We start from the raw sequence: 23272 nt of genomic DNA, 5'->3' as shown, positions 1-23272 counted from the left end.
AGAAAGGGCGGCGGACCGTTACGATCCGCCGCCCGCAGTTTTCGACCGCTCGCGGCGGGTGGCCGATATCAGCTCTTGGAGAGCGGCAGCGCCACGAAACGATTCTGGTCGTTGGTGCGAAGCTGCAGCAGCGCCGCCCGGCGGCCGGAATCGGCCGCGCTCTTCAGCGCCTGCTCCACATCATCCTGCGACTCCACATCCTGGCCGTTGATCGAGACGATCACGTCACCAGCCTGGATGCCCTTGTCGGCAGCCGACGAGGACGGATCGACATCGGTGACCACGACACCCGAGCCATCCTCGGACGGCGTAATGGTCAGCCCGTAGCCGGACAGCGAGGACGGATTGACCGGCACCGACGGGTTCTCGGTCTCCGAGGCCATCTGCTGGTCCAGCGTCGAGAGATCGCCCAGCGTTACCGAGACGGTCTTGCTCTTGTCATCGCGCCAGATGGTGACGTCGACCTTGGTGCCCGGCGCAAACGCCGCGATGGTCCGGGCCAGTTCGCGCGGGCCGTCGACCACGTCGCCGTTGACGGCGGTGATCACGTCGCCTGTCTCGATGCCCGCCGTGGAAGCCGGCGTATCGCCGTCGGGCAGCGTCACGATGGCGCCCTTAGGCTCGGCCAGACCAACGGCGTCGGCGATATCCTGGCTGACATCGGCGATCTGCACGCCGAGCCAGCCGCGCTTGACGTCGCCGTTCTCGCGCAGGGAGCTGACGACGGTCTTCGCCACCGACGCAGGGATCGCGAAAGCGATGCCGACATTGCCACCTGACGGCGAGAAGATAGCTGTGTTCACGCCGATAACCTTGCCGTTCAAATCGAAGGCCGGGCCGCCGGAATTGCCGCGGTTGACCGCCGCGTCGATCTGCAGGAAATCGTCATAGGGGCCGGCGCCGATATCACGGCCGCGCGCCGAAACGATGCCCGCTGTGACAGAGCCGCCGAGACCGAACGGATTGCCGACGGCCACGACCCAGTCGCCGATCCGCACCTTGGAATCATCGCCGAATTCGACGTAGGTGAGCTTGCGGCCCTTGGGATCGATCTTCAGCACCGCCAGGTCGGTGCGCTTGTCGGTGCCGATCAGCGTGGCGGGGAATTCGGTGCCGTCGTCCATCACGACGGTGAAATCCGAGCCATCCTCCACCACGTGGTTGTTGGTCACCAGATAACCGTCGTCGGAGATGAAGAAGCCGGAGCCCTGGGCCATCGCCTGGCGCGGCTGCTGCCGCTGCTGCATGCCGTTCTGGCCGTCGGGCATGCCGAACTGGAAGAAGCGGCGCAGCGGATGGTCTTCCGGCAAATCCTCGAACGGGAATCCGAATTGATTGCCCTGCATCGCCGTCGGCTGGATGGTCTCCGTCACGCGGACGGAAACGACCGCCGGCGAAACCTTCTCGACCACATCGGCAAAGCCGAAATTCTGGGCCGGCGCCTCGACCGCCACCGGGTCGGCATGCACCGGCAGCGTGTTGGAGACGATTCCGCCAGACAGCGCCAGTCCGGCGACGCCGGCGGCCAGCACAGCGGCGCGGAAACGGCTCGTGCCCTTGGTCTTCTGCGTGGTGTTCCGCATCGTTGATCCTTTCTGAGATTCGACCGCGACGGCAGCGTCCGGCAGGGACCGTCCCCCGTCTTCGTCTCCCTAGATAGGACAGCACAGATTACAGGACCCCTTCGATGGCATGACAGTTTCGTAAGGTGGGACAGGTTCGCGCGAAATCGGTGCGCAGCCCGATCGCCCGGCTTCGCCGGTAGACGTTTCGAGAGAGTGCGGTGCTCCGCGACCTTTCCGGCCCGTGATGATGAGGGCCTGGAGGGCGGATCAGTCGTCATCCTCCAGGATGCGTACCGCATCGCCTTCCAGATCGTCGAACTGGCCGTTGCGATAGGCCCAGAGGAAGGCCCCGAGGCCGAGGCCGCCGAGACCGATGGCGATCGGGATCAAAAACACAAGCACGTTCATGCGGCGGCCTCCAGCCTGGACGCCGGCTTTGCCAGCGAATCGCGCCGCTGCGGCTCTGCCGACCGGTCGCGGAAGGCGATCCGCAGCCGCAGCGCATTGCTGACGACCACCAGCGACGATGCCGACATGGCGATCGCAGCGATCAGCGGCGTCACCTCGCCAAAGATGGCAAGCGGCACCGCGATCACGTTGTAGAGGATTGCCAGGGCGAAGTTCTGGCGTACCGTCGCCAGCACAGCCTTCGAGAGCGCCCATGCATCCTTGACCGCCGCAAGCGAGCGGCCGGTGAAGATGAAATCGGCGCTGGCGCGGCCGACATCCGAGGCATCGGCCGGCGTCATCGAGACGTGAGCGCTGGCAAGCGCCGGCGCGTCGTTGATGCCGTCGCCGACATAGAGCACGGCTCCCGCGCCGGAGAGCCGCTCGACGGCCTCGATCTTGCCACGCGGGGACAATTCGGCAAGCGCATGGTCGGCCGGCAGGTTCAAAGCCGCGGCGGCCGCTTCGACGCTCCGCCGGCGATCGCCGGACAAGATCCAGGCAGGCAGGCCTTTCGCGGCCAGATCGGCGATCGTCTCGGCGGCGGCGGGCCGCAAGGTGCCGTCGACCGGCAGGGCCTTGACCGGTCCGCCATCGAACGCGAGCCACAGGCCGGCCGTTCCCTCCGCCGGATGGCCGGCAGCGATCTCACCGACCCAGGCGAGCCGCCCGAGCCGGACACGGCGACTGTCGGCGAGTCGGCCTTCCATGCCCTCGCCGGGCGTCTCGACCACATTGGTCACCGTGGTCCGCGACAAGCCGCGCGCCCGCAACGATGCCGTAACCGCCCGCGACAAGGGGTGGCGGCTCGCCTCGGCAAGGCCCGCAGCCAAGGCCAGATCGTCCGGCGAGACCGACGGATCGACGGCGAGGCTGCCGGGCAGCGTCAGCGTGCCGGTCTTGTCGAAGACGACCTGCCGGATTTCCGCCATCCGCTCGAAGGCGGAGCCGGTGCGAACCATGATGCCGCGTTTCAACAGAATGCCGGCGCCGACCACCTGGGCGATCGGCACGGCCAGCCCGAGAGCACAGGGGCAGGTGATGATCAGCACCGCGATGGCGGCCCTGAGCGAATCGTGCCAGTCGCCGGAGACGACCATCCAGCCGACGAAGGTCGCCGCTGCCAGCACGTGAACGATCGGCGCATAGGCGGAGGCCGCCCGATCGGCAAGCCGCATGTAGGCCGCCTTGCCCTGCTCGGCCGCCTCCATCAGCCGCACCATCTCGGCAATCAGGCTGTGCTCGGCATCGGCGGTCGCCTCGATCTCGACCGGCGTGGTCAGGTTCAAAGCGCCGGCTTCGACCACGTCGCCTTGCCGCAGCGCGACCGGCAGGCTCTCGCCCGTGGCAAGGGACCGGTCCACATCGGTGCGGACGGACAGCAGGCGCCCGTCGACCGGGAAGCGCTCGCCCATCGCCACCTTCAGACGCATGCCGAGGCGCACCTCGTCGACCGGCGCATAGCCGACCTCGCCGTCGCCATCGACGACCATGGCGCCCTTGGCCGCCATTCGGGTCAGGCTTTGGATGGAACTGCGCGCTCTTTCGCGCATCTGCTGATCGAGCACCCGGCCGATCAACAGGAAGAAGACCAGCGTGGCGGAGGCATCGAACCAGGTTTCGCCGCCGCCGAGGAACGCCTCGTAGACGCTCATGCCGAGGGTCAGGAGCACCGCCAGCGAGATCGGCACGTCCATGTTCAGGTGGCCGCCACGCAACGCCGCGAGCGCCGACCGGTAGAACGGCTGGCCGGCATAGATGACGGCCGGCACGGCGATGGCGCCTGAGACCAACTGGAAGAGATGGCGGGTCTCGCCCTCGGCGCCCGACCACACCGACACCGACAGCAGCATGATGTTGCCGGCCGCGAAGCCTGCGACGACGAGCGCGCGCATCAGCCCGGCAAACACCGGGTCCGACTTTTCGTCCTCGGCCGCCAGATCGATGAAGGACACCGTATAGCCCAGGCGCTCCACCGTCTCGACGATGCGGTAGGGGTCTTCCATGCCGGGATCGGCGGCCACGCGCACACGCCGGGTCGACAGGTTGACGCGCGCCGCGGTGACACCGTCCAGACGCCCCAATGCGCGCTCGATGGTCGAGATACAGGCGGCACAGTGCACCTCGGGCACGGTGAAGACGTAGCGGATGCCGCCCTCGCCGTCCTCCACGCCGGACCGCGAGAACTCTTCCCGGCGCAGGTCCTGCGAGTCGGGCGCAAGCTCGGTCTCGGAAACGGCGGTTCCCCCGCAACAGCTCATCGCGAGCCTCCATCCGCAACTCAGGAGCACGACAGGTCAGCCGAAGCCTTTAAGCGCTATCGCTGCTCCGCAAACAGGAAAGGGCGCGGTATCACTGCCATACCGGATACCCTGGACGCACGCGCTCCGACTGGGGCGTCATTGCTCGAATGCGGCCATACAACAGGGCCAGGATAGGGCAACGAACAGGCAAGCCCCAATCACATCTCGCTTGAAGCCGGCCTCGATGTCCCTCCGACGTCCCTGTGCCCCGGCTAATCGTGAATGACGAAGCGATGCGTCGCGACGAACGGTTCGCCATCGCGCCCCACCGCCTCGAACGTTGCATCCCACAGACCCGGGCCGAGATCGGCATCGGCGGTTAGCCGACCGTCGCCGTCCAGCGCCGCGGTCAGGATATGGTCGTCGGTGTCCGTCGTCGGACGCGTCATGACGATGCGCGCCGTCTCGGCCGGCGGATTGCCCGTCTCGTCGCGCAGATCGACGCTGACCCGGTGTTCGTGGACGTCGAACTTCGCGGTCCAGCCCAGTTCCTTCTGCCGTTTCACGGCGGCCAGTTTCTCGTTGAAGTGCTGGCTCGCCACATAGGAGTTTTCGACCACGAGCCCGGACCAGGTGCCGGTAGCGGCGAAGGCCATGGCGAAGTTGACGGCGATGATCGTGCCGAAAAAGCCGACCATGATGAGCGCCATGTGCTTGCCCGTGAATTCGCGGGGCTTTTCGGGCTTGCTCATCGGCTACCTCTCTGGTGCATCGAAGACGGCGTCGATCTCGGCGGTTTCCGAACCGTCGACCTGCTTGACGACGAAGCCGAAGGACTGCCGGCTGTCGTCGATCGCCGAAGGCGGCAGGATGACCAGCACGCGCTGGGTCAGAACCTTGTCGGGCTCGGCCGTCAGAACCACCGAACGCGGGTCGCGTAGCGCGACGCCTGGCAGTTCGAGCGTCGCATCGGGCAACCCTTCCAGACTGACGGAAAAGTCGCGCGGCTCCGGCACCATGTTGGAGATCTTCAACGTATAGCCATTGCGGATCGAACCGTCGGACAGCTGGACGTAGATCGGGTTGCGGTCATGAGCCACGGCCACGTCGAGCCGGGTGCGGGTGGCGAGCGACGCCGCCATCAGCAGGCCGATCGAGGCCCAGATGACGAAATAGATGATGGTCCTGAGCCGCACCAGCTCGCGCCAGCGGAAATGGGTGAACCCCTCGCGCAGACGGCCGGCCGCATCGCGTACCCGGCCCGGCTCGATAACGCCGTCCGCATCGGTCGCCCTGACCATGTTGGCGTTGTAGTCGGCGAGCGTCGCATAGGAAATCAGCCCGCGCTCGCGCCCGACACGGTCCATCACGCCGTTGCAGGCATCGATGCACAGCGCGCAGGTGATGCATTCCAGTTGCTGGCCCTCACGGATGTCGATGCCCATCGGGCACACCGAGACACAGGCGTTGCAGTCGACGCAGTCGCCGACCGGGGTGCCTTGCGCCATCGCCCTCTTCTGGTGACGAGAACGCGGCTCGCCGCGCCAGTCATTATAGGTGACGACCAGCGAGTGCTCGTCCAGCATCGCCGCCTGGATGCGCGGCCAGGGGCACATGTAGGTGCACACCTGCTCGCGCATCAGCCCGCCGAAGATGTAGGTGGTGGCCGTCAGCACGCCGATGGTCGTGTAGGCCACCATCGGCGCTTCGAAGTGGAAGAGGTCGCGCGCCAGCGTGGGCGCATCGGCGAAATAGAAGATCCACGCGCCGCCGGTCAGCACCGCGATCAACAGCCAGGTCGCATGCTTGGCGAAGCGCTTGCGAAACTTGTCGAAGCTCATCGGCGCTTGGTCGAGCGCGATCCGCTTGTTGCGCTCGCCCTCGAAGAAACGCTCGACCACCAGAAACAGGTCGACCCAAACGGTCTGCGGACAGGTATAGCCGCACCACACGCGGCCTGCCACGGAGGTGATCAGGAACAGCCCGAGCCCCGCCATGATGAGCAGGCCCGCGACGTAGAAGAATTCCTGCGGCCAGATCTCGATGAAGAAGAAGTAGAAGCGCCGATTGGCGAGATCGACCAGCACCGCCTGATCCGGCGCGAAGGGACCGCGATCCCAGCGCAGCCAGGGCGTCAGATAGTAGATCGCCAGGGTCACCGCCATGATGATCCATTTCAGGCGCCGGAAATTCCCGTGAGCGCGCCGGGGATGGATCTTCTTGCGGGCGGCATAGAGCGAGGGGCGTTTCTTCTTGAAGCCGCTGTTGACCGGCTCGACGTCGAAACGCTCCACCTCGGTTTGGGTCAGCATGGGCATCCTCCGTGTGGAGCCCTGACATGGCTAAACCATGTCTAATATGAAAGTCCGGGAATATACGTAAGCCGGCGGAGACTTAGTCGAGCCGGAGTTCGGCCGCGGCAACCGCGGCCGAGCTATTCCAGGCGTCAGTCGATCGAGGCCTGCTCCACCGTGGCGCCGCCAAGCGAATAAACGTAGCTCGCCAGCTCCTTGACGGTGGTATCGCCGAGGCGCGGCAGCCAGGCCGGCATGACGCCATGGCGCGGATTGCTCACCTGCGCGATGATGTCCGCCTCCTCGTCGCCATACAGCCAGATCGCGTCCGTCAGGTTGGGCGCGCCCAGTTCGTGCATGCCCTCTGCAGTCTCGCCGTGGCACATGGCACAATTGTCGGCGAAGATCTGTGTGCCGTCCTGAGGATTGCCGAGTTCGGCATGATGGCCGGACAGGCTCAGAACATAGGCGGCCACGTTGCGGATCTGGTCGCGGTCGAGCACGCCATCTCGGCCGAAGGCCGGCATCTCGGAATAGCGTGTCTCGTCGTCGTCGCTGCGCACGCCGTGCGAGATCGTGGTGTAGATGTCCTCGATCGAACCGCCCCACAGCCAGTCGTCGTCCTGCAGGTTCGGAAAACCCGGACCGCCGGTCGCGCCCGAACCATGGCACTGGACGCAGTTGACGGCAAAAGCCGACCGGCCGGCCGCGCTGGCGAAGCGGAAGAGGTCCGCATTGGTCACGATTTCGGCGATCGGCGTCGCCGCGATCTGGTCGCGGAACTGAGCCTGGCCTTCGGCCGCCGCCACCTGCGTCTCCTCAAGGTCCGTGCGGCTGTGCCAGCCGAGCAGGCCGCCCGTTGCCGAATGCACCAGCGGAATTGCCGGATAGAGCACGACATAGATCAGCGCAAACACGATGGTGCCGTAGAAGGTCCAAAGCCACCACCGCGGCAGCGGCGTGTTGAGCTCCTTGATGCCGTCCCAGGAATGCCCCGTCGTTTCCGTCCCCGTGGCCGGATCGACTTCCCTGCCGGTGGCCTCCTCCATTTCGTCATTCGCCATCGACATGGTCCTCCTTGAAGGGAATGGCAGCCGCATCGCGGGCCTGCTGGGCCGCGCGGGGCCGAAGCAGCACAAAGGCGATGGAGACCGCGAAGAACGCGAACATGAAGGCGAGGCCCCAAGAGTCCGCGAACCCACGCAACGCGTTGTAAGCCTCCATCAGCGCTGCTCCCCCGGGCCGGGATTGTAGGAATTGACGTCGACCAACGTCCCCAGCATCTGCAGATAGGCGACGAGAGCGTCCATCTCGGTGATCGTGCCGGGATCGCCGTCGAAGTCACGCGCCACCACCTTCGGATAGCGCTGCTCCAGGCCCGCCGTGTCGGCGTCGGGCGTGGCCTGCGCTACGAGATCGGCTTCGGCGTTCTCGATGTCCTCTTCCGTATACGGCACGCCCACATCGGCATTGGCGACCAGATGAGCCGAGATATTCGGCACCTCCAGCGGCTGCTCGGCCAGGAACGAGTAGGTCGGCATGATGGATTCAGGCACCACCGAGCGCGGATCCTTCAGATGCGCGACGTGCCATTCGTCGCTGTAGCGCCCACCCACCCGGGCGAGATCCGGCCCGGTGCGCTTGGAGCCCCACTGGAACGGATGGTCGTACATCGATTCCGCTGCCAGCGAGTAATGGCCGTAGCGCTCCACCTCGTCGCGGAACGGCCGGATCATCTGGCTGTGGCAGTTGTAGCAGCCCTCGCGGATGTAGATGTTGCGGCCTGCCAGTTCGAGCGGCGTGTAGGGCCGCATGCCCTCCACCTTCTCAATGGTGTTCTCCAGGTAGAACAGCGGCACGATCTCGACGATGCCGCCGATGGTCACCACCAGGAAGGACAGGACCAGGAGCAGCGTGGCGCTGCGCTCGATCTTGTCGTGGTGCGTGATCAGCCCACGGGCGATGGGGTCCGCCTTAGCCTCAGGCGGCTCCCCCGCCATGGTATTCGCTTTGTCCTTGGCCATCGTGCTCTCCCTACTCGGCCGGCTGCAGGGCAGTCTCGCCCATGGGGATTTCGGTACGTTCGACGCCGCGGATGGTCTGGATGATGTTGTAGGCCATCACCAGACTGCCCGTGAGGTACATCAGACCGCCGAGGAGACGCATGACGTAGTAGGGATGCATGGCGGCCGTGGTCTCGGCGAAGGAGTACACCAGGAAGCCCTGGTCGTCGTACTCGCGCCACATCAGGCCCTGCATGATGCCCGACACCCACATCGACGCCGCGTAGATGACGATGCCGATGGTGGCCAGCCAGAAGTGCCAGTTGACCAGACGCAGACTGTACAGACGGTTCCGCTCCCACAGCCGCGGCACCAGGTAGTAGATCGCGCCGAAGGAGATCATGCCGACCCAGCCGAGCGCACCGGAATGCACGTGGCCGATGGTCCAGTCGGTGTAGTGGCTGAGCGAATTGACGGCCTTCACCGACATCATCGGCCCTTCGAAGGTCGACATGCCGTAGAACGCGACAGCGATCACCATCATGCGGATGATCGGGTCGGTGCGCAGCTTGTCCCACGCGCCTGACAGCGTCATCAGGCCGTTGATCATGCCGCCCCAGGAGGGCATCCACAGCATGACAGAGAACACCATGCCGAGCGTCTGCGCCCAGTCGGGAAGCGCGGTGTAGTGCAGGTGGTGCGGGCCGGCCCAGATATAGAGGAAGATCAGAGACCAGAAGTGCACGATCGACAGCCGGTAGGAATAGACCGGACGGTTCGCCTGCTTCGGGATGAAATAGTACATCATGCCGAGGAAGCCGGCCGTCAGGAAGAAGCCCACCGCATTGTGGCCGTACCACCACTGGGTAAGAGCGTCCTGGACGCCCGAGAAGGCGGAATAGCTCTTTGCCCCGAGGAAGCTGACCGGCATCGACAGGTTGTTGACGACGTGCAGCATCGCGATGGTGACGATGAACGACAGGTAGAACCAGTTCGCCACGTAGATGTGCGGCTCACGGCGCTTCACGATCGTGCCGAGATAGACCACCAGATAGGCGACCCAGACCAGCGTCAACCACAGGTCGACATACCATTCGGGCTCGGCATATTCGCGCCCCTCGGTGATGCCGAGGACGTAGCCGGTGGCCGCCAGCACGATAAAGAGCTGATAGCCCCAGAACACCCACCAGGCGAGATTGCCGCCGAACAGGCGGGCCCGGCAGGTGCGCTGCACGACATAGAAGGAGGTGGCCAACAGCGCGTTGCCGCCGAAGGCGAAGATCACCGCCGACGTGTGCAGCGGACGCAGCCGCCCGAAGTTCAAGTAGGGCTCGACGTTGAGGACCGGCCAGGCGAGCTGCGAGGCGATCAGGGCACCGACGAGAAAGCCGACGACGCCCCAGAACACGGTCGCGATCGCGCCGGCACGGATGACACCGTCAAGATAGAAGCCGTCGTCGCTCGCTCCGAAGATGGTGTATTTGGCACCGCTCGGAACGGCTTCCACCCGCCGGATGAGAACAATGGCGGCAATCGCCATGACGGCAAACAGCACATAAGAGTGCACCCTAAACGCCTCGTCGGCTGCGAACGCCGCTCCCAGCAATGCCAGGAAAGCGACGACCGCGACGACGATCGTTTCCGTCGCGAATTTCATTGGCTGAACCCCTCCTAGATCCGGCGGACAGGCTGATAATCTGGAATCGCTCCAATTTAAGAGCTTCCGCGATAATTGATCGCAGCCCGCCCAACATTGACCACGATCAAGGCGCCACCCGCATAACACCGATTCGGCGAGGGCGATCATGGGGGCAGCCCGCCCGTCACGCCAGCGTCGAATCGACTTGGGACACTTTGCCGCAGCTTATGCGCGAAACGCCCACTGGAAAAGGCGTTCGCAGGACACACACCGCCCTATCCGGGTTCGGAGCATTGGACCGCTTCCGCCTCCGTTAAAACGAGAGCGCCGTGCCCGGACGGCGTCGTTCACCACGACGAATTTCGTCGGTCGCCAAGCCAGCCGACGTGGCCGGCGTCAAGGGTTTCGAGATTCCCGGCCCGCCTTCGCCCGGACCGGAAGCCGCTTCCAAAACAGGATCGTGCTGGTCAGCCCGCCGTGGGGCTTCAGGGCAAAATCCGGGATCTCGCCGGCCCGGGTATAGCCCAACCGCTCGTAGAACGGCGCGGCCCCCTCCTCTCCAGCGGTGTCGAGCACCAGCAAGGATCGCTCGCGCTCTATCGCCAGAGCCTCGGCCGCCCGCATCAAGGCGGTGCCGACGCCTTGTCCGCGATAGGCCTTTCGGGTCATCAGCTTGGCGATTTCGGCGCGATGCGGCTGGTTGGGCGGCAGATCGAGGAGCAGGCTGACGGTGCCCACGAGATCCTCTCCGGCAAAGGCGCCAAGCACGACGCGCTCGCCGCGCCCTGCCGATGCCAGAGCGGCAGCCCAGAAGGCCTCCGCAGGCGCCATGGCCAAGGGATGCATGAAGCTGACCGAGCCCCCGCCCGCCACGGTCTCGATCAACAGTTCGGCCAGGGCCGCGCAGACTGGTGGGTCGTCGGACAGGGCTTCGACCTTTACCGACATCGGCTTCATCTCCGAACCAGAACGACGACATAGGAACAGGCGGCTGCGGTTTCGTTGGCGAACGTCACGTCCGAGGGCGGACCGAAGCCCAGGCAGTCTCCAGGTCCGAGTTCATGCCGGTCGGTCGGCTCGATGATCGTCAGCCGCCCGACGGTTACCCGAACGATCTGCCGGATCGCGGCGTAGGACGAGGCCGGCAACGTCACACTCTGCCCGGCAGGAAGGCTGATCTCCGCCATCTCGATCGGATGGTCGGCCCGGGCAAAGACCTGCCGCCGCTCATAGCCGGTGGCGGGATCCCGCCATGTCGGCTGGTCGGCGGAGCGTGACAGGCGGCTGCCATCGCTCTCGGCGCGGATCAGCAGACCGGCGAGCGTCAGGTCGAAGGCGGTGGCGAGGCGCACCAGAACGATGGCGGTCGGGCTCGTCTCGCCGCGCTCGATCTTGCTGATCGCGGACTTGGAGACCCCCGATCGCTGTGCGAGCTCAGCCAGCGACCAGCCCCTCGCCTCACGCTCCAGCCTGATGCGCCGGGCGATAGCCGACCCGGCATCGTCCATCAAATGATCCATTCGTCTCTTTTATGAGATGGATGGATTAAAGACAAGCCGGCACGGGAAACCGTGCCGGCGCTCTCGTCGAGTCGGGTAGCCGACCTAGCCGACCTAGCGGAACAGCAGGACCGGAACCTTGCAGGTGCGCACCATTTCGCTCGTCGTGCTGCCGATGAAGAAACTGCGCAACCGACCGTGGCCGTAGGCGCCCATGATCAGGAGATCGATCGATTCCGATTCGATCCGGGCCGTGATCACCTTCTCCGGCTCGCCGGGCAGCACGACCTTCGAGGCATCGAGGCCGGCCTGCTTCAATTGGCCGAGCGCCTCGTCCATATGCGTCCGGTCGGCGCTGCTGCCGGTTCCGGCCATCACCAGTTCGCAGGCGACACCCTTCAGGAGCGGCTGGCTGGCGACATAGTCGATGGCCTTCATGACGCTTGCGCCGCCGTCGAAGGCGATCAGAGCCTTGCGAACCGGCCGAAAAGCTCGCGACGTCACCAGAACCGGCTTGTCGCTGCCGCGAATCACCCTTTCCAGATTCGACCCGAGGTGGCCCTTGGCGAAATCGGCGCCCTCACCGCGCTTGCCGACCAGGACCAGGTCGGTGAATTCCTCGGTCTCGTTCACCGTCTCGGCGACGTCGCCATGGCGCAACCGGATGGTGATCGCGCCCTTGACCCCGGCTTCCTTGAGGCGTGCCGTGGCCTCCTCCAGCAGCATACGGCCGCGTTTCTGGGCCAATTTGGCGTTCTGCTCGTCGAGTTGAGCCAGTTCGGCGAGCAAGCTCTCGCGCTCGCCCACATCGAGGTTGCCGCTGAGATTGACCGGCGCGCTCGAAGCCTCGTGGCCGAGAACGTGAAATAGGAGAACGTCGGCCGACAGCGCCTTGGCCGCCCAAGCCGCATAATCACAGACGCTCTTGGAATATTCCGATCCGTCGATACAAACCAGGATCTTGGTCATTGCCGCCTCCCGTCAGTGCACCGAAGCCAGATCGAGGGCTTCGGGTTTATCGTGAACTGCCAACTTGTCGACGAGTGTAGCACTCGCCTCGTTTAAACCGAGTATCCGGACTTCGGCGCCTTCGCGACGAAATTTCAATACTGCCCGATCAAGCGCCGCCACACCCGTAAGGTCCCAGATGTGAGCCTGGCTCACGTCGATGACGACCCGATCCAGCCCCTCCCTGAAGTCGAAGGCGCTCGCGAACCGATCCGCCGAGGCGAAGAACACCTGCCCCAGAACGACATAGGTCCGTTCCGACCCGTCTTCGGAAAGCGTCGAGGCCACACCGAACAGCTGAGACACCTTCCACGCGAAGAAGATACCGGAGAGCAGCACGCCGACAAGGACGCCGATCGCCAGATTGTGCGTCCACACGACGGTAACGACGGTCGCCAGCATCACCAGGCTGGAGCGCCGCGGATTGGTGCGCAGCTTGGCGATCGAATCCCACGAAAAGGTTCCGATCGAGACCATGATCATCACCGCGACCAGCGCTGGCATCGGAATGATCGCCACCCAGTCGCCGAGGACGACGATTAAAAAGAGCAGGAAAATGCCCGCGCAGAAGGTCGACAGGCGGCCGCGGCCGCCCGACTTCACGTTGATCATCGACTGGCCGATCATCGCGCACCCCGCCATGCCGCCGAGAAAGCCGGTGGCGAAATTGGCGATGCCCTGCCCGACGCACTCGCGGTTCTTGTTGCTGCCGGTATCGGTCAGATCATCGATCAAGGAGGCCGTCATCAGCGATTCCAGAAGGCCGACGACGGCGATGCCGGCGGAATAGGGCAGGATGATCATGAAGGTCGTCACATTCAGCGGCACGTCGGGCAGCAGGAACACCGGCAGGCTGTCCGGCAACTCGCCCATGTCCCCGACCGTGCGCAAATCGACGGGAAAGACGAGCGAAAGCGCCGTCAGCACCAGAATGGCGATCAGCGGCGACGGCACGGCGGTGGTCAGCCGCGGCACGAGATAGATGATCGCCAGTCCCATCGCCACGAAGACGTAAGTCATCCAGGGCACGCCGATCAGTTCCGGCAGCTGGGCGAGGAAGATCAGGATCGCCAGCGCATTGACGAAGCCGGTCATCACCGAACGCGAAACGAAGCGCATCGCTTCACCGAGCCGCAGCATACCGGCCAGGACCTGGATCAGGCCGGCCAGGATGGTGGCGGCAAAGAGGTATTGCAGCCCATGATCGCGCACCAGCGTCACCATCAGAACGGCGGTCGCGGCGGTCGCGGCCGAGATCATTCCGGGCCGGCCGCCGAAGAAGGCTGTCAGCACGGCGATCGAAAACGAGGCATAGAGACCGATCTTGGGATCGACGCCCGCGATGATCGAGAAGGCGATCGCTTCCGGGATCAAGGCCAGGGCCACCACCAACCCCGCCAGGATATCGTTGCGGACGGTGCCGAACCACTCTTCCCTCAGATGCGACGTCAAATTCATGCAGTATCCATTCGATAGCAACGTGATGAGATCCCGACAGGAGCGCCGGGACGGCGACGGACAAACGACAAGGATTGGCCGGAACGAAAACGTCTGAGGCGCCGCTCGCGGCGACGATTCCGGACCCTTGACCTTATTTCCGGTCGTCTATTCGAAATCAACCTCTGCGGAGCGCATCCGGCGCGGAGCCGGATCGTCGCATTCGCCGGCATTTCGTGGCAGCGGGGATTGCACTGGGCGCTGCCGATCATCACATGCCAGTGAAGGCTCCGTCCATCGACGCTTTTTCTCGCAAAAGACGTTCTCGTATGCGCAATTTCCGCTACTTCTACTGGGCAGCCTTTTTTACCGTCGTCGGCTTGGCCATGGCGGCCTGGCTGGGCTTCGAGACCACCGGAACCTGGCGCGGGGCGGCATCCGTCTTCGTCATCTGCGGGGTTCTGGCCATCCTGGAAATCTCGCTGTCCTTCGACAACGCGATCATCAACGCCACTGTGCTGGAAGAGATGACGCCGAAATGGCAGCGCCGGTTTCTGACCTGGGGCATCCTGATCGCCGTCTTCGGCATGCGGATCATTTTCCCGCTCGTCATCGTGGCCGTGGCGGCCCACATCAATCCCTTCGCCGCCCTCCAGTTGGCCATCTACCACCCGGACCAGTACGCCCATATCATGCATGGCTCGCGGATCGCGATCGATGCCTTCGGCGGCACGTTCCTGATGATGGTCGGTCTCGAATACTTCTTCGACGCCAACAAGGAGGTCCACTGGATCGCCGCGCTCGAACGGCGCTTGGTGCGTTGCGCCTCGCTGAAGGGCATCGAGGTCGGTGTCGTGCTGGCACTGGTTCTCCTCTTCTGCCACTTCCTTCCGGAAGGACGGGCTTCAACCTTTGCCTTTTCGGCCATCTATGGACTGCTGACCTTTCTGGCCGTGGAGGCCATCGGGCGGTTGCTCGATGCTTCCCAGAGCCGGATGGACGCCGTCCATCGGGGCGGGCTCGGCGCCTTCCTCTATCTGGAAATGCTCGATGCGAGCTTTTCCTTCGACGGCGTGATCGGCGCTTTTGCGCTGTCGACCAATCTCTTCGTCATCGCGATCGGCCTTGGCATCGGCGCCTTCTACGTGCGCTCGCTGACCATCATGCTCGTGGAAAAGAAGACTCTCGGCGAATACCGCTTTCTCGAGCATGGCGCCTTCTACGCCATCCTGGTCCTGGCGGTAATCATGTACGCCCAGACGATGCTCGAGATTCCCGAGGTCATGACCGGCCTCGTAGGCGCCGTGCTGATCGTTTTGGCACTCTTCTCCTCGATCCGCTACAACCGCCAATGCGCCGCCTGCGGCGACGACCAGCCGGCGAAAATCTCCAACGGCTAGCGCTCGCGCTCGACCGCTCCAGCGGCCGCGTTGCCGGTTGCCAAGTCATGTTCTCTCATTGCTCGCCGGAGCCTGACGAATGCCGATCAAAATAAGCGGTCGGCACTCGGCCTAGTAAGCTGAACGGCATTTTAAAGATTCGGTGCAATCCTCCGCATCGGTTGGCCATGGGTCGCGTGGATCAACCGCCGACAAGGAGTGATGAGCCGACCCGCCGAACTGACCAAAGAGAAGATCTCGCCGACGCTGGCGCGATATTTGGCGGACGATCGCGCAGCAAGGTCTCTGTCATCCGTGAGCGAACAAGAAAACCAGAGAGAGAAGCCCGCTCATGTCCATCCGAATGAAGCTTCTGGCCGGTGGTCTCACCTTGACGCTGGTGGCCGTTGCTCTCGGCGGATTCGCCCATATTCTCAACAGCCGGATCGCCTCCGGTGGATATGCGGCCTATGACGAGACCCTTACGGCGGTCGGCGAGATCAGCACCGCCCAGAATTCTTTGAGAGCGGCGATCGCCCGCTACGACCGCGCGACAGCGCAGGGACAGTCCTCCGAGGTACGACGCCAGGCGGTCGACGAATTGGCGACCAGTCTGCGCGGAACCGTCGAAGCGTTCGCCACAGCAGCGAGAAGCGCACATTCGACGGTGGCGGCCGAACGCATTCAGCGGATCGAGGATTGGCTCCAGCGGCTGCGGAGAGGTCGTGCCGCGCTGAACGGGACGGCGATCGAGAGCGAGCTGGAAGCGATCGACGGCGAGATTTCCACGAGCCTGTCCGTGCTGACGGAAGAGGGCGCACAGCTTCGTCGCCGGCTGGAACTACAGACGGACACGCTGATGGAGCGGGTCCGCATCGGCATCGCCATTGCCGTGCTCATCGGTCTCGGTACCACGCTGGTGCTGTTCCGTGCGGTCGTCCCGCCCCTGCGCCGCGCCATCGACCTCGCCTCGTCGATCGCCAATGGCAATCTGCAGAACGCTGTCGAGCCGAGTGGCGGCGGCGAAGCCGCCGAGCTGATGCGCGCCCTCGACGCCATGCAGAAGAAGATCGCCTCGGACATCGGTCGCATCGAAACGTACATGGCCGAGCAGGAAACCAACTACACTTGCCAGCTTTCGGTCCAGAACGCCCGCTTCGACGCCGCGCTCAACAACATGACGCAAGGGTTGTGCATGTTCGACACGGCGGGTCGGCTGGCGATCGTCAACCGTCGTTTCGCCCAGATGTTCGGCATGCCGCGCCTGGGCGTTCCGCTGCGCGACATCCAGCTGGACGACACCATAAAACAGCTGCTCGAGCCGAGCCCCGAGCCGGTCTTTTCGCACGAGCTGTCCGACGGCCGCATCATTGAGGTCGTCCGCCAGGAGATCGAAGGCGGTGGTTGGGTCGCCACGCTGGAGGACATCACGGAACGTCATCAGGCCGAGGCGCGGCTGGCGCATATGGCGCGCCACGACGTCCTCACCGAATTGCCGAACCGTTTCCGCTATCGAGAGCAGCTCGAAGAGGCCCTGGCGCCCCTCGAGCAGCGCTCCAAGATCGCCGTCCTCAGTCTCGACCTCGACCGCTTCAAGGCGGTCAACGATACGATGGGCCATCCCGCCGGCGACGCGCTTCTTCTGCAGGTCGCGCAACGCATCCGGCGCTGCCTCCGCAAGACCGATCTGCTGGCCCGGATCGGCGGCGACGAGTTCGCCATCATCCAGCGCGCCCAACGCCAGCCCGACACCGCCCGGCAACTCGCCGGGCGTCTCGTCGACGCGCTCGCGCAGCCGTTCGAACTCGACGGCCACGAAGTGACGATCGGCATCAGCATCGGCATCGGCACCGGGCGCGGCATCACCCAGCCCGATCCCTCGCGTGCGGCCGACGTGCTGACCAAGAACTGCGACGTCGCGCTCTACCAGGCCAAAAAGGAGGGCGGCAACGCCTGCCGCTTCTTCGAGGCGGAACTCGACGAAAAGGTGCAGGAGCGCCGGCGCATGGAACTCGACCTGCGCAACGCCCTCAATCGCGGCGAGTTCGAGCTGTTCTACCAGCCCTTCATCGACGTGGCGCGCGGAGATATCTCCGGATTCGAGGCGTTGCTGCGCTGGCGCCATCCGGAAAAGGGCTACGTCTCGCCCGCCGATTTCGTGCCGATCGCCGAGGAGGTGGGGCTGATCGATACCATCGGCGCATGGGTCATCAAGACCGCAACCACGCAGGCGGCCACCTGGCCGAACGACATCAAGGTCGCGATCAACCTGTCCCCCCTGCAATTCCGCAAGAAGACGCTAGTCGACAACGTAGCGGCGGCCCTCGAAGCGGCCGGCCTGGCACCCGAACGGCTGGAGATCGAGGTGACCGAGTCGCTGTTCCTGCAGGACACCAATGCGGTGCGCACGGCACTGGAGGGCTTCCGGGCCCTGGGCATCCAGATCGCCATGGACGATTTCGGCACCGGCTATTCGTCGCTCAGCTATCTTCGCCGCTTCCCCCTGGACAAGATCAAGATCGACCAGGCCTTCGTTCGCGACCTGGAGGATCCCGGCAACCTCGCCATCGTGCGGGCGGTCATGGGCTTGAGCTGCGCCATGAACATGGCGGTCATCGCCGAAGGCGTGGAGACCGCGGAGCAGCTGGAAATCCTGCGCAGCGAAGGCTGCACCGAGGTCCAAGGCTACTATTTCAGCCCACCCCGCCCGGCCTCTGAACTTCCGAATGTTCTGTTTGAGGTCGCGGCGCGGCTTCAGGACACCGCGACGGAGAGTCGGCCGGCATCGCTGCGCGCCTAGGTCGCCGCGACCGAGGATGGGTTGGCGGGATCGGGTCGCCGTGCTGCTCGATCGATGCTATCGGGCAGGACTTCGTACAATTTCCGGTCCCGGGCTCCCTACGTGCAACCCCTTTCCATCGGCTTTTTCGATCGTCCCGCTGCCGAGGTCGCGCATGACCTGATCGGCACGATCCTGACCGTCGATGGTGTCGGCGGCCGGATTACCGAAACGGAGGCCTACGATCAGGACGACCCGGCCTCGCACAGCTTCATCGGGCCGACGGCCCGCAACGGGGTCATGTTCGGCCCCGCCGGCCGGGCCTACGTCTATCGCTCCTATGGCATCCATTGGTGCCTCAACGCCGTCTGCGAGCCCGAGGGGGTCGGCAGCGCCGTTCTGATCCGGGCGCTGGAGCCTCTGTACGGGCTCGACCGAATGCAGCAGCGCCGCGGGCTCGATGACGCGCGCAAGCTCTGCACCGGCCCGGGCCGGCTATGCCAGGCATTGGGCATCGATCTCGGCTTCAACGGGCTGCCGCTCGACGAGCCGCCCTTCCAACTGGCCGGCGACGGTCATCTCGGGGAGGTCGTCATCGGCCAACGCATCGGCATCACGCGCGGCGTGGAGACCACCTGGCGCTACGGCCTTGCCGGATCGCGCTATCTCAGCCGGCCCTTTGCCCGGCCCTGACGCTTACAGCAGAGTCATCACAGGAGTGCCGACTCGATCGCCGCCCGGTCAGGCACGTTGGCGAACGGCCGTTACACATCGGCACATTCGCCGGATTGCCGCGTTGCGGCTTGAAACTTGCTCGAGCGATCCGAAATGGTTGGATTGGCGACCGGCTCCCTACTCGGCGGCGGTTGCCGACGACCGTAACCGTGTGTTTGGAGACCCGCCTTGGTAAAGACATGGGCCAATGCCCCCTCGCCTTGCATCGATGTGTGCAAATACAAGCGCAAGGGGCGCTGCGTCGGTTGCGGCATGACCAAGGATGAGAAGAGGGCCTTCAGCCATCTCTCCGACAAAGCCGACAAGAAGGCCTTCTTCCAGATGCTGCTGGAGCGGTGGAGCGAACAAGGCGGCTACGCTTTCTTCGCGACCGCCTATCGGCGCAAATGCGAGAAAAAGGGCGTTCCCTGCCCCCTGGATAAGCTGGAAGAGCCCGCCTAGGACCGCACATCCGAGTTCGGATGCGGGCCAAGCGCGAGCGCATAAAATCCAGCGGACACGCGGATCGGAACATGCCAGCGGATGCGCGGCGCCAAACCCGCCCAAGCCGGCCGGATGGCATTGCGCGCCATACGGTTGCCGACAGCGCGTTGGCCCCGCGCCGGACGCTCGAAACGAGCTTGCCGACCTCGCATTAAGTTGATATCAACTTATCTGGTTGGTGGCCGACGCTGAGCGGAGATGGCCTGCCGTGACTATTTGGCTGGAGGGACCATCGTGGCAGACCGATCTTATCGTTGGGTCATCGTAGCGGCCGGCGCCTTCATGAGCTGCGTGGCAATGGGCGCGCTCTTCTCCCTGCCGGTGCTTCTCACTCCGATGGCGGAAGCCACCGGCTGGTCGCGCACCGGAATCTCCGGCGCCATGACCATCGGCTTCCTGGCCATGGCGGTGACGTCGATGCTGTGGGGAGCGCTATCGGATCGTTTTGGCGCGCGGCCCGTCGTGCTCAGCGGCGCCTGCCTTTTCGCATCGAGCCTCTGGCTTGCTGGCCATGCGCCGACGCTTCTTTCGTTTCAGCTGCTCTTCGGGCTTCTGGCCGGTGGCGCCGTCGCCGCCTTCTTCGCCCCGATGATGGCAACGGTGATGGGGTGGTTCACGACCCGGCGAAGCCTGGCCGTCTCTCTGGTTTCAGCCGGCATTGGCCTAGCGCCCGTGACGATGTCGCCTCTCGCTGCACGACTGGTGGAAACCTACGATTGGCGCTCGACGCTGTCGATCCTGGCCGCGATCGTGGCAGCGACCACCGTTCCCTGTTCGCTTCTGCTGCGCTCTCCACCACAGCACGCGGCCACACCCGCCGCCGGCCAAACCTTGCCATCCGACGGCATGACGGTTCGCGAAGCTCTGGCCTCGCTTCCCTTCGTCGTCCTGATCCTGGCCAATTTCTTCTGCTGCGCCACCCATTCCGGACCGATCTTCCACACGGTCAGCTACGCCGAAATCTGCGGCATCCCACCCCTGATGGCGGTATCCATCTATTCGGTCGAGGGACTGGCGGGCATGGGCGGGCGTATCGGCTTCGGCCTTATGGGCGACCGGTTCGGCGCCAAGCGCATTCTCGTGCTGGGGCTTCTCGCCCAGGCTTTCGGCGCGCTCGGCTATTTCTTCGCCCGCGACCTCTCCCAGTTCTATGCGGCGGCAGCCGTCTTCGGATTTATCTACGCCGGCATCATGCCGCTCTACGCGGTGCTGATACGCGAAACCTTTCCGATGCGGATCATGGGCACGATGATGGGAGGCACGGCCATGGCCGGAAGTCTCGGCATGGCCACCGGCCCGGTCCTCGGCGGTTGGCTCTTCGACACCACCGGAGGCTACGGCGCCCTCTACCTGGCGAGCTTCGGTCTCGGCCTCGGCTCCGTCCTGATCGCGATGGCCTTCGGGCCGCTGCCGCGGCGGCAGGTCACAATCTGAGGAACGGGTCCTGAAGGCTTCGAGCTTTCCGGATCCGCATCAGTGCGGCAAAAGAGAGAAAAGCGCTACAGGCGGCCGAGCCGGAACGCATGTCGCCCTGAACTCAATACCACATATACGCCGACGGCAGAGATCATCGATCCCTGCCGTCGGTCAAATCAAGCTGGCTGCGCCGGCACCGGCCGGCCCGAGAGTGATCAGGCCAGATGGCTGCGCAGAATCCAGGCGAACTTGTCGTGGTCCTGGATGCGGCCCGTTGCCATGTCGTTGGTGCCCCAGTCGCCATGACGGTCCGAGACCTCGGCCAACGCCGTGAAAGTCGCCGACAGCGTCTCCTGATCGGCGATCAGCATCTCGAGCATCTCGCGATCGGTTGCATGACCGTCGTGCTCCTCGATCGAGCTGCGCTCGAGGAACTTGGAATAGCGGCCTTCGGCATGCGCATCGAGCGCCTTGATACGCTCGGCAACCGTATCCTGCGCCTCGAAATGATCCTCGTAGATCTTCTGGAACAGCTCATGCAGCGGCCCGAAGGCCATGCCGGTGACGTTCCAGTGGAAACTCTGAGCCTTGGTCGTCGCCACGGCGACATCCGCCAACGCCTGAGTCAGCCCTTCGACCAGTTCTTCCTTGGCCGTCGGATCAATCTTCGCTGCAATCAGTCCCATATGGCTCTCCTATCCTACCGAACGCTCGATCTTTGAGCTTAGAATAATTCCAAACTAGTACGTGCGACGGCCGGCTTCAATAGCCGTGGAACGGTTAACTGCCCAAACCGCGCACCAGCCCGGCCGAGAGAAATCGCATCCACCGCCGGCCTTCTGATTTTACGCGCCAGCCGATCAACGCTCCAGCACCGACTTCGTCGTTCGAGCGCCACGCGGCCAGCAGTCGCAACAGCCAGGATTCGTCGTCGGAAACCGTCTCGGCACCCGGTCGATAGAAATTCATCCGGCGGCGGGCATGGCATTCCAGTCCACGAAAGAACGCAACGGCGAAACGATCGAGCGAAGCTTCCGGTTCGCCAGCCAGAAGAAAGCAGGCGCGCTCAAGATCCGGCTTCGGCGCCAGACGGCTCTTCATGACCATCCAGCGCAGTCGGTTGAGTTCGTCACGTTCCTCGTCCGTCAGCGAATGAACGTCGGTCCGCCGGGACACCTGACCCAGCGCAGCCGCGGTCTGACACGGGAAAGCGACGACCGTGCCGTCGGCCTGCCAAGCTTCCACTCGCTGAACCTGTGTCGCCATATCAAGTCCTGCCCGCATTCCCGTCCGGCATTTAAACCGGATCATCATGGTCAACATTGTTAGCAGTTTGGCTGCGATCTGCAAGTCCGCCACCGGTAGACCGGTGCGACAATTTGTCATTACCGCAGCCGCGCAGCGCTGCCGTTGATTCAGATCATGCGGGCGTCGACACGGTCTTCCCCGGTCGCTGGAACGCCGGAGCTCAGCCGAGCCGCCGCTCCCGCCACCAGATGTAGAGACCACTGGCGACCAGCAGCCCGGTTCCCGCGATCAGCGAGGGGCGCAGCGGATCGCCGAACAGCACGACCGTATAAAGCGTGGCGAACAGCACCTGGCTGTAGAGGAAGGGCGACAGCACCGAGGCCGGTGCCTGGGCGAAGCCCCGCACCAGGCAGGCATGCCCGAGCGCGCCGAAGGTGCCGAGCGCGACCATCTGGCCCAGCATGGGCAGCGACGGCGTCTCCCACACCAGGGGCACCACGAGCGTCAACACGACGGCGCCGGCGGCCGTCGTGTTGAACAGCGTCGAATCGGCTTCTTCCGTCCCGGAAAGCTTGCGCGTCATCATGAAGTAGCCGGCCAACGCCAAGGCCGCCACGAGAGGCAGCAGCAGATAAGGATTGGTCTCGCCGAAGCCCGGCTGAACGATCATCAGAACGCCGACGAAACCGGCGATCACCGCGACGATACGATGCAGTCCGATCCGTTCGCCGAGAAAGAACACCGACAGAACTGTCACCAGCACCGGCGCGAAAAACTGGATCGCCGTGGCGTCGGCCAGCGAGATATGCGGCATGGCCGTATAGATCAGCACGGTGACCACGATGAGCAGGCCGCCACGCGTTAGCTGCAGCACCGGGCGCCGGGTCCGCAGGAAATTCGTGCCGCTCGTTCGCAGCAGAATGGCCGTCATCACCACGGTGTGGAAGAAATAGCGCGCCCAGACGACCTGCAGGACGGGAAGTTCGCCCGTCAACGCCTTGCCAAATCCGTCCATCGACGCGATCAGGAGCCCTGCCGCCAGAATGAAGGCGATCCCTTTGATGACGCTCGAATTTGAAATCACGGCAAGACAGTCC

Annotated in this window: 21 protein-coding genes; 5 read left to right on the top strand and 16 right to left on the bottom strand. The window is 64.4% G+C overall.

What is annotated here, in order from left to right:
- Positions 1-68 precede the first annotated feature (68 nt).
- The 13 genes from SMD10_RS12755 to SMD10_RS12695 form a co-directional block, all read right to left on the bottom strand.
- On the bottom strand, positions 69-1583 hold the full coding sequence (locus SMD10_RS12755; RefSeq protein ID WP_331686078.1) for a Do family serine endopeptidase: 1515 nt from the start codon (positions 1581-1583) through the stop codon (positions 69-71).
- A 249-nt stretch (positions 1584-1832) separates the two neighbouring features.
- The gene (gene ccoS / locus SMD10_RS12750; RefSeq protein WP_331686077.1) at positions 1833-1973 is read right to left on the bottom strand and encodes a cbb3-type cytochrome oxidase assembly protein CcoS; all 141 of its coding nucleotides are present in this window, start codon (positions 1971-1973) and stop codon (positions 1833-1835) included.
- On the bottom strand, positions 1970-4273 hold the full coding sequence (locus SMD10_RS12745; protein WP_331686076.1) for a heavy metal translocating P-type ATPase: 2304 nt from the start codon (positions 4271-4273) through the stop codon (positions 1970-1972). The genes ccoS and SMD10_RS12745 overlap by 4 nt, the downstream gene beginning before the upstream one ends.
- Before the next feature lie 254 nt (positions 4274-4527).
- Positions 4528-5007 (bottom strand): FixH family protein, encoded by a 480-nt coding sequence (locus SMD10_RS12740; RefSeq protein WP_331686075.1) that lies wholly within the window; start codon positions 5005-5007, stop codon positions 4528-4530.
- Positions 5008-5010: 3 nt separating this feature from the next.
- Positions 5011-6567 carry a cytochrome c oxidase accessory protein CcoG gene (gene ccoG / locus SMD10_RS12735; protein ID WP_331686074.1) on the bottom strand — a complete coding sequence of 519 codons (1557 nt, stop codon included), beginning with the start codon at positions 6565-6567 and terminating at the stop codon, positions 5011-5013.
- Positions 6568-6701: 134 nt separating this feature from the next.
- Positions 6702-7613, bottom strand: coding sequence for a cytochrome-c oxidase, cbb3-type subunit III (gene ccoP / locus SMD10_RS12730; RefSeq protein ID WP_331686073.1), 912 nt, complete (start codon positions 7611-7613; stop codon positions 6702-6704).
- Complete coding sequence (locus tag SMD10_RS12725; protein ID WP_331686072.1) at positions 7603-7773, bottom strand: CcoQ/FixQ family Cbb3-type cytochrome c oxidase assembly chaperone; 171 nt, start codon at positions 7771-7773, stop codon at positions 7603-7605. The genes ccoP and SMD10_RS12725 overlap by 11 nt, the downstream gene beginning before the upstream one ends.
- Positions 7773-8549: a cytochrome-c oxidase, cbb3-type subunit II gene (gene ccoO / locus SMD10_RS12720; protein ID WP_331686101.1), complete on the bottom strand. Its 777-nt coding sequence runs from the start codon at positions 8547-8549 to the stop codon at positions 7773-7775. Before ccoO ends, SMD10_RS12725 begins: the two co-directional genes overlap by 1 nt.
- Positions 8550-8583: 34 nt before the next feature.
- On the bottom strand, positions 8584-10209 hold the full coding sequence (ccoN, locus tag SMD10_RS12715; RefSeq protein ID WP_331686071.1) for a cytochrome-c oxidase, cbb3-type subunit I: 1626 nt from the start codon (positions 10207-10209) through the stop codon (positions 8584-8586).
- Between the two features lie 378 nt (positions 10210-10587).
- A complete protein-coding gene (locus SMD10_RS12710; protein WP_331686070.1) occupies positions 10588-11139 on the bottom strand; it encodes a GNAT family N-acetyltransferase in 552 nt (183 codons plus the stop codon).
- A 5-nt stretch (positions 11140-11144) separates the two neighbouring features.
- Positions 11145-11711, bottom strand: a complete 567-nt coding sequence (locus tag SMD10_RS12705; RefSeq protein WP_331686069.1) for a helix-turn-helix domain-containing protein — start codon at positions 11709-11711, stop codon at positions 11145-11147.
- A gap of 93 nt (positions 11712-11804) precedes the next feature.
- Positions 11805-12659 carry a universal stress protein gene (locus SMD10_RS12700; protein ID WP_331686068.1) on the bottom strand — a complete coding sequence of 285 codons (855 nt, stop codon included), beginning with the start codon at positions 12657-12659 and terminating at the stop codon, positions 11805-11807.
- A 12-nt stretch (positions 12660-12671) separates the two neighbouring features.
- Positions 12672-14156 (bottom strand): SulP family inorganic anion transporter, encoded by a 1485-nt coding sequence (locus SMD10_RS12695; RefSeq protein WP_331686067.1) that lies wholly within the window; start codon positions 14154-14156, stop codon positions 12672-12674.
- A gap of 308 nt (positions 14157-14464) precedes the next feature.
- Between SMD10_RS12695 and SMD10_RS12690 the strand changes: the two genes are divergently transcribed.
- The 5 genes from SMD10_RS12690 (at position 14465) to SMD10_RS12670 (ending at position 20945) form a co-directional block, all read left to right on the top strand.
- On the top strand, positions 14465-15535 hold the full coding sequence (locus SMD10_RS12690; protein ID WP_331686066.1) for a DUF475 domain-containing protein: 1071 nt from the start codon (positions 14465-14467) through the stop codon (positions 15533-15535).
- A gap of 331 nt (positions 15536-15866) precedes the next feature.
- Positions 15867-18314: a putative bifunctional diguanylate cyclase/phosphodiesterase gene (locus tag SMD10_RS12685; RefSeq protein ID WP_331686065.1), complete on the top strand. Its 2448-nt coding sequence runs from the start codon at positions 15867-15869 to the stop codon at positions 18312-18314.
- Between the two features lie 102 nt (positions 18315-18416).
- Positions 18417-18986 carry a DNA-3-methyladenine glycosylase gene (locus SMD10_RS12680; RefSeq protein WP_331686064.1) on the top strand — a complete coding sequence of 190 codons (570 nt, stop codon included), beginning with the start codon at positions 18417-18419 and terminating at the stop codon, positions 18984-18986.
- A 210-nt stretch (positions 18987-19196) separates the two neighbouring features.
- Positions 19197-19469: a DUF1289 domain-containing protein gene (locus SMD10_RS12675; RefSeq protein ID WP_331686063.1), complete on the top strand. Its 273-nt coding sequence runs from the start codon at positions 19197-19199 to the stop codon at positions 19467-19469.
- A 276-nt stretch (positions 19470-19745) separates the two neighbouring features.
- A complete protein-coding gene (locus SMD10_RS12670; protein ID WP_331686062.1) occupies positions 19746-20945 on the top strand; it encodes an MFS transporter in 1200 nt (399 codons plus the stop codon).
- 197 nt (positions 20946-21142) lie between these two features.
- Here the strand turns inward: SMD10_RS12670 and SMD10_RS12665 are convergent, their stop codons facing one another.
- The 3 genes from SMD10_RS12665 to SMD10_RS12655 form a co-directional block, all read right to left on the bottom strand.
- A complete protein-coding gene (locus SMD10_RS12665) occupies positions 21143-21613 on the bottom strand; it encodes a Dps family protein (protein WP_331686061.1) in 471 nt (156 codons plus the stop codon).
- Between the two features lie 94 nt (positions 21614-21707).
- Entirely contained in the window at positions 21708-22277 is a 570-nt protein-coding gene (locus SMD10_RS12660) for a hypothetical protein (protein ID WP_331686060.1), read from the bottom strand.
- 118 nt (positions 22278-22395) lie between these two features.
- Positions 22396-23259, bottom strand: a complete 864-nt coding sequence (locus SMD10_RS12655) for a DMT family transporter (RefSeq protein WP_331686059.1) — start codon at positions 23257-23259, stop codon at positions 22396-22398.
- Positions 23260-23272: the final 13 nt, after the last annotated feature.

Origin of the sequence: Consotaella aegiceratis (assembly GCF_036541425.1) — a bacterium.
GTDB lineage: Bacteria > Pseudomonadota > Alphaproteobacteria > Rhizobiales > Rhizobiaceae > Consotaella > Consotaella aegiceratis.
The sequence above is the reverse complement of the archived record's forward strand: the minus strand, read 5'-3'. Positions and strand labels throughout refer to the sequence as shown.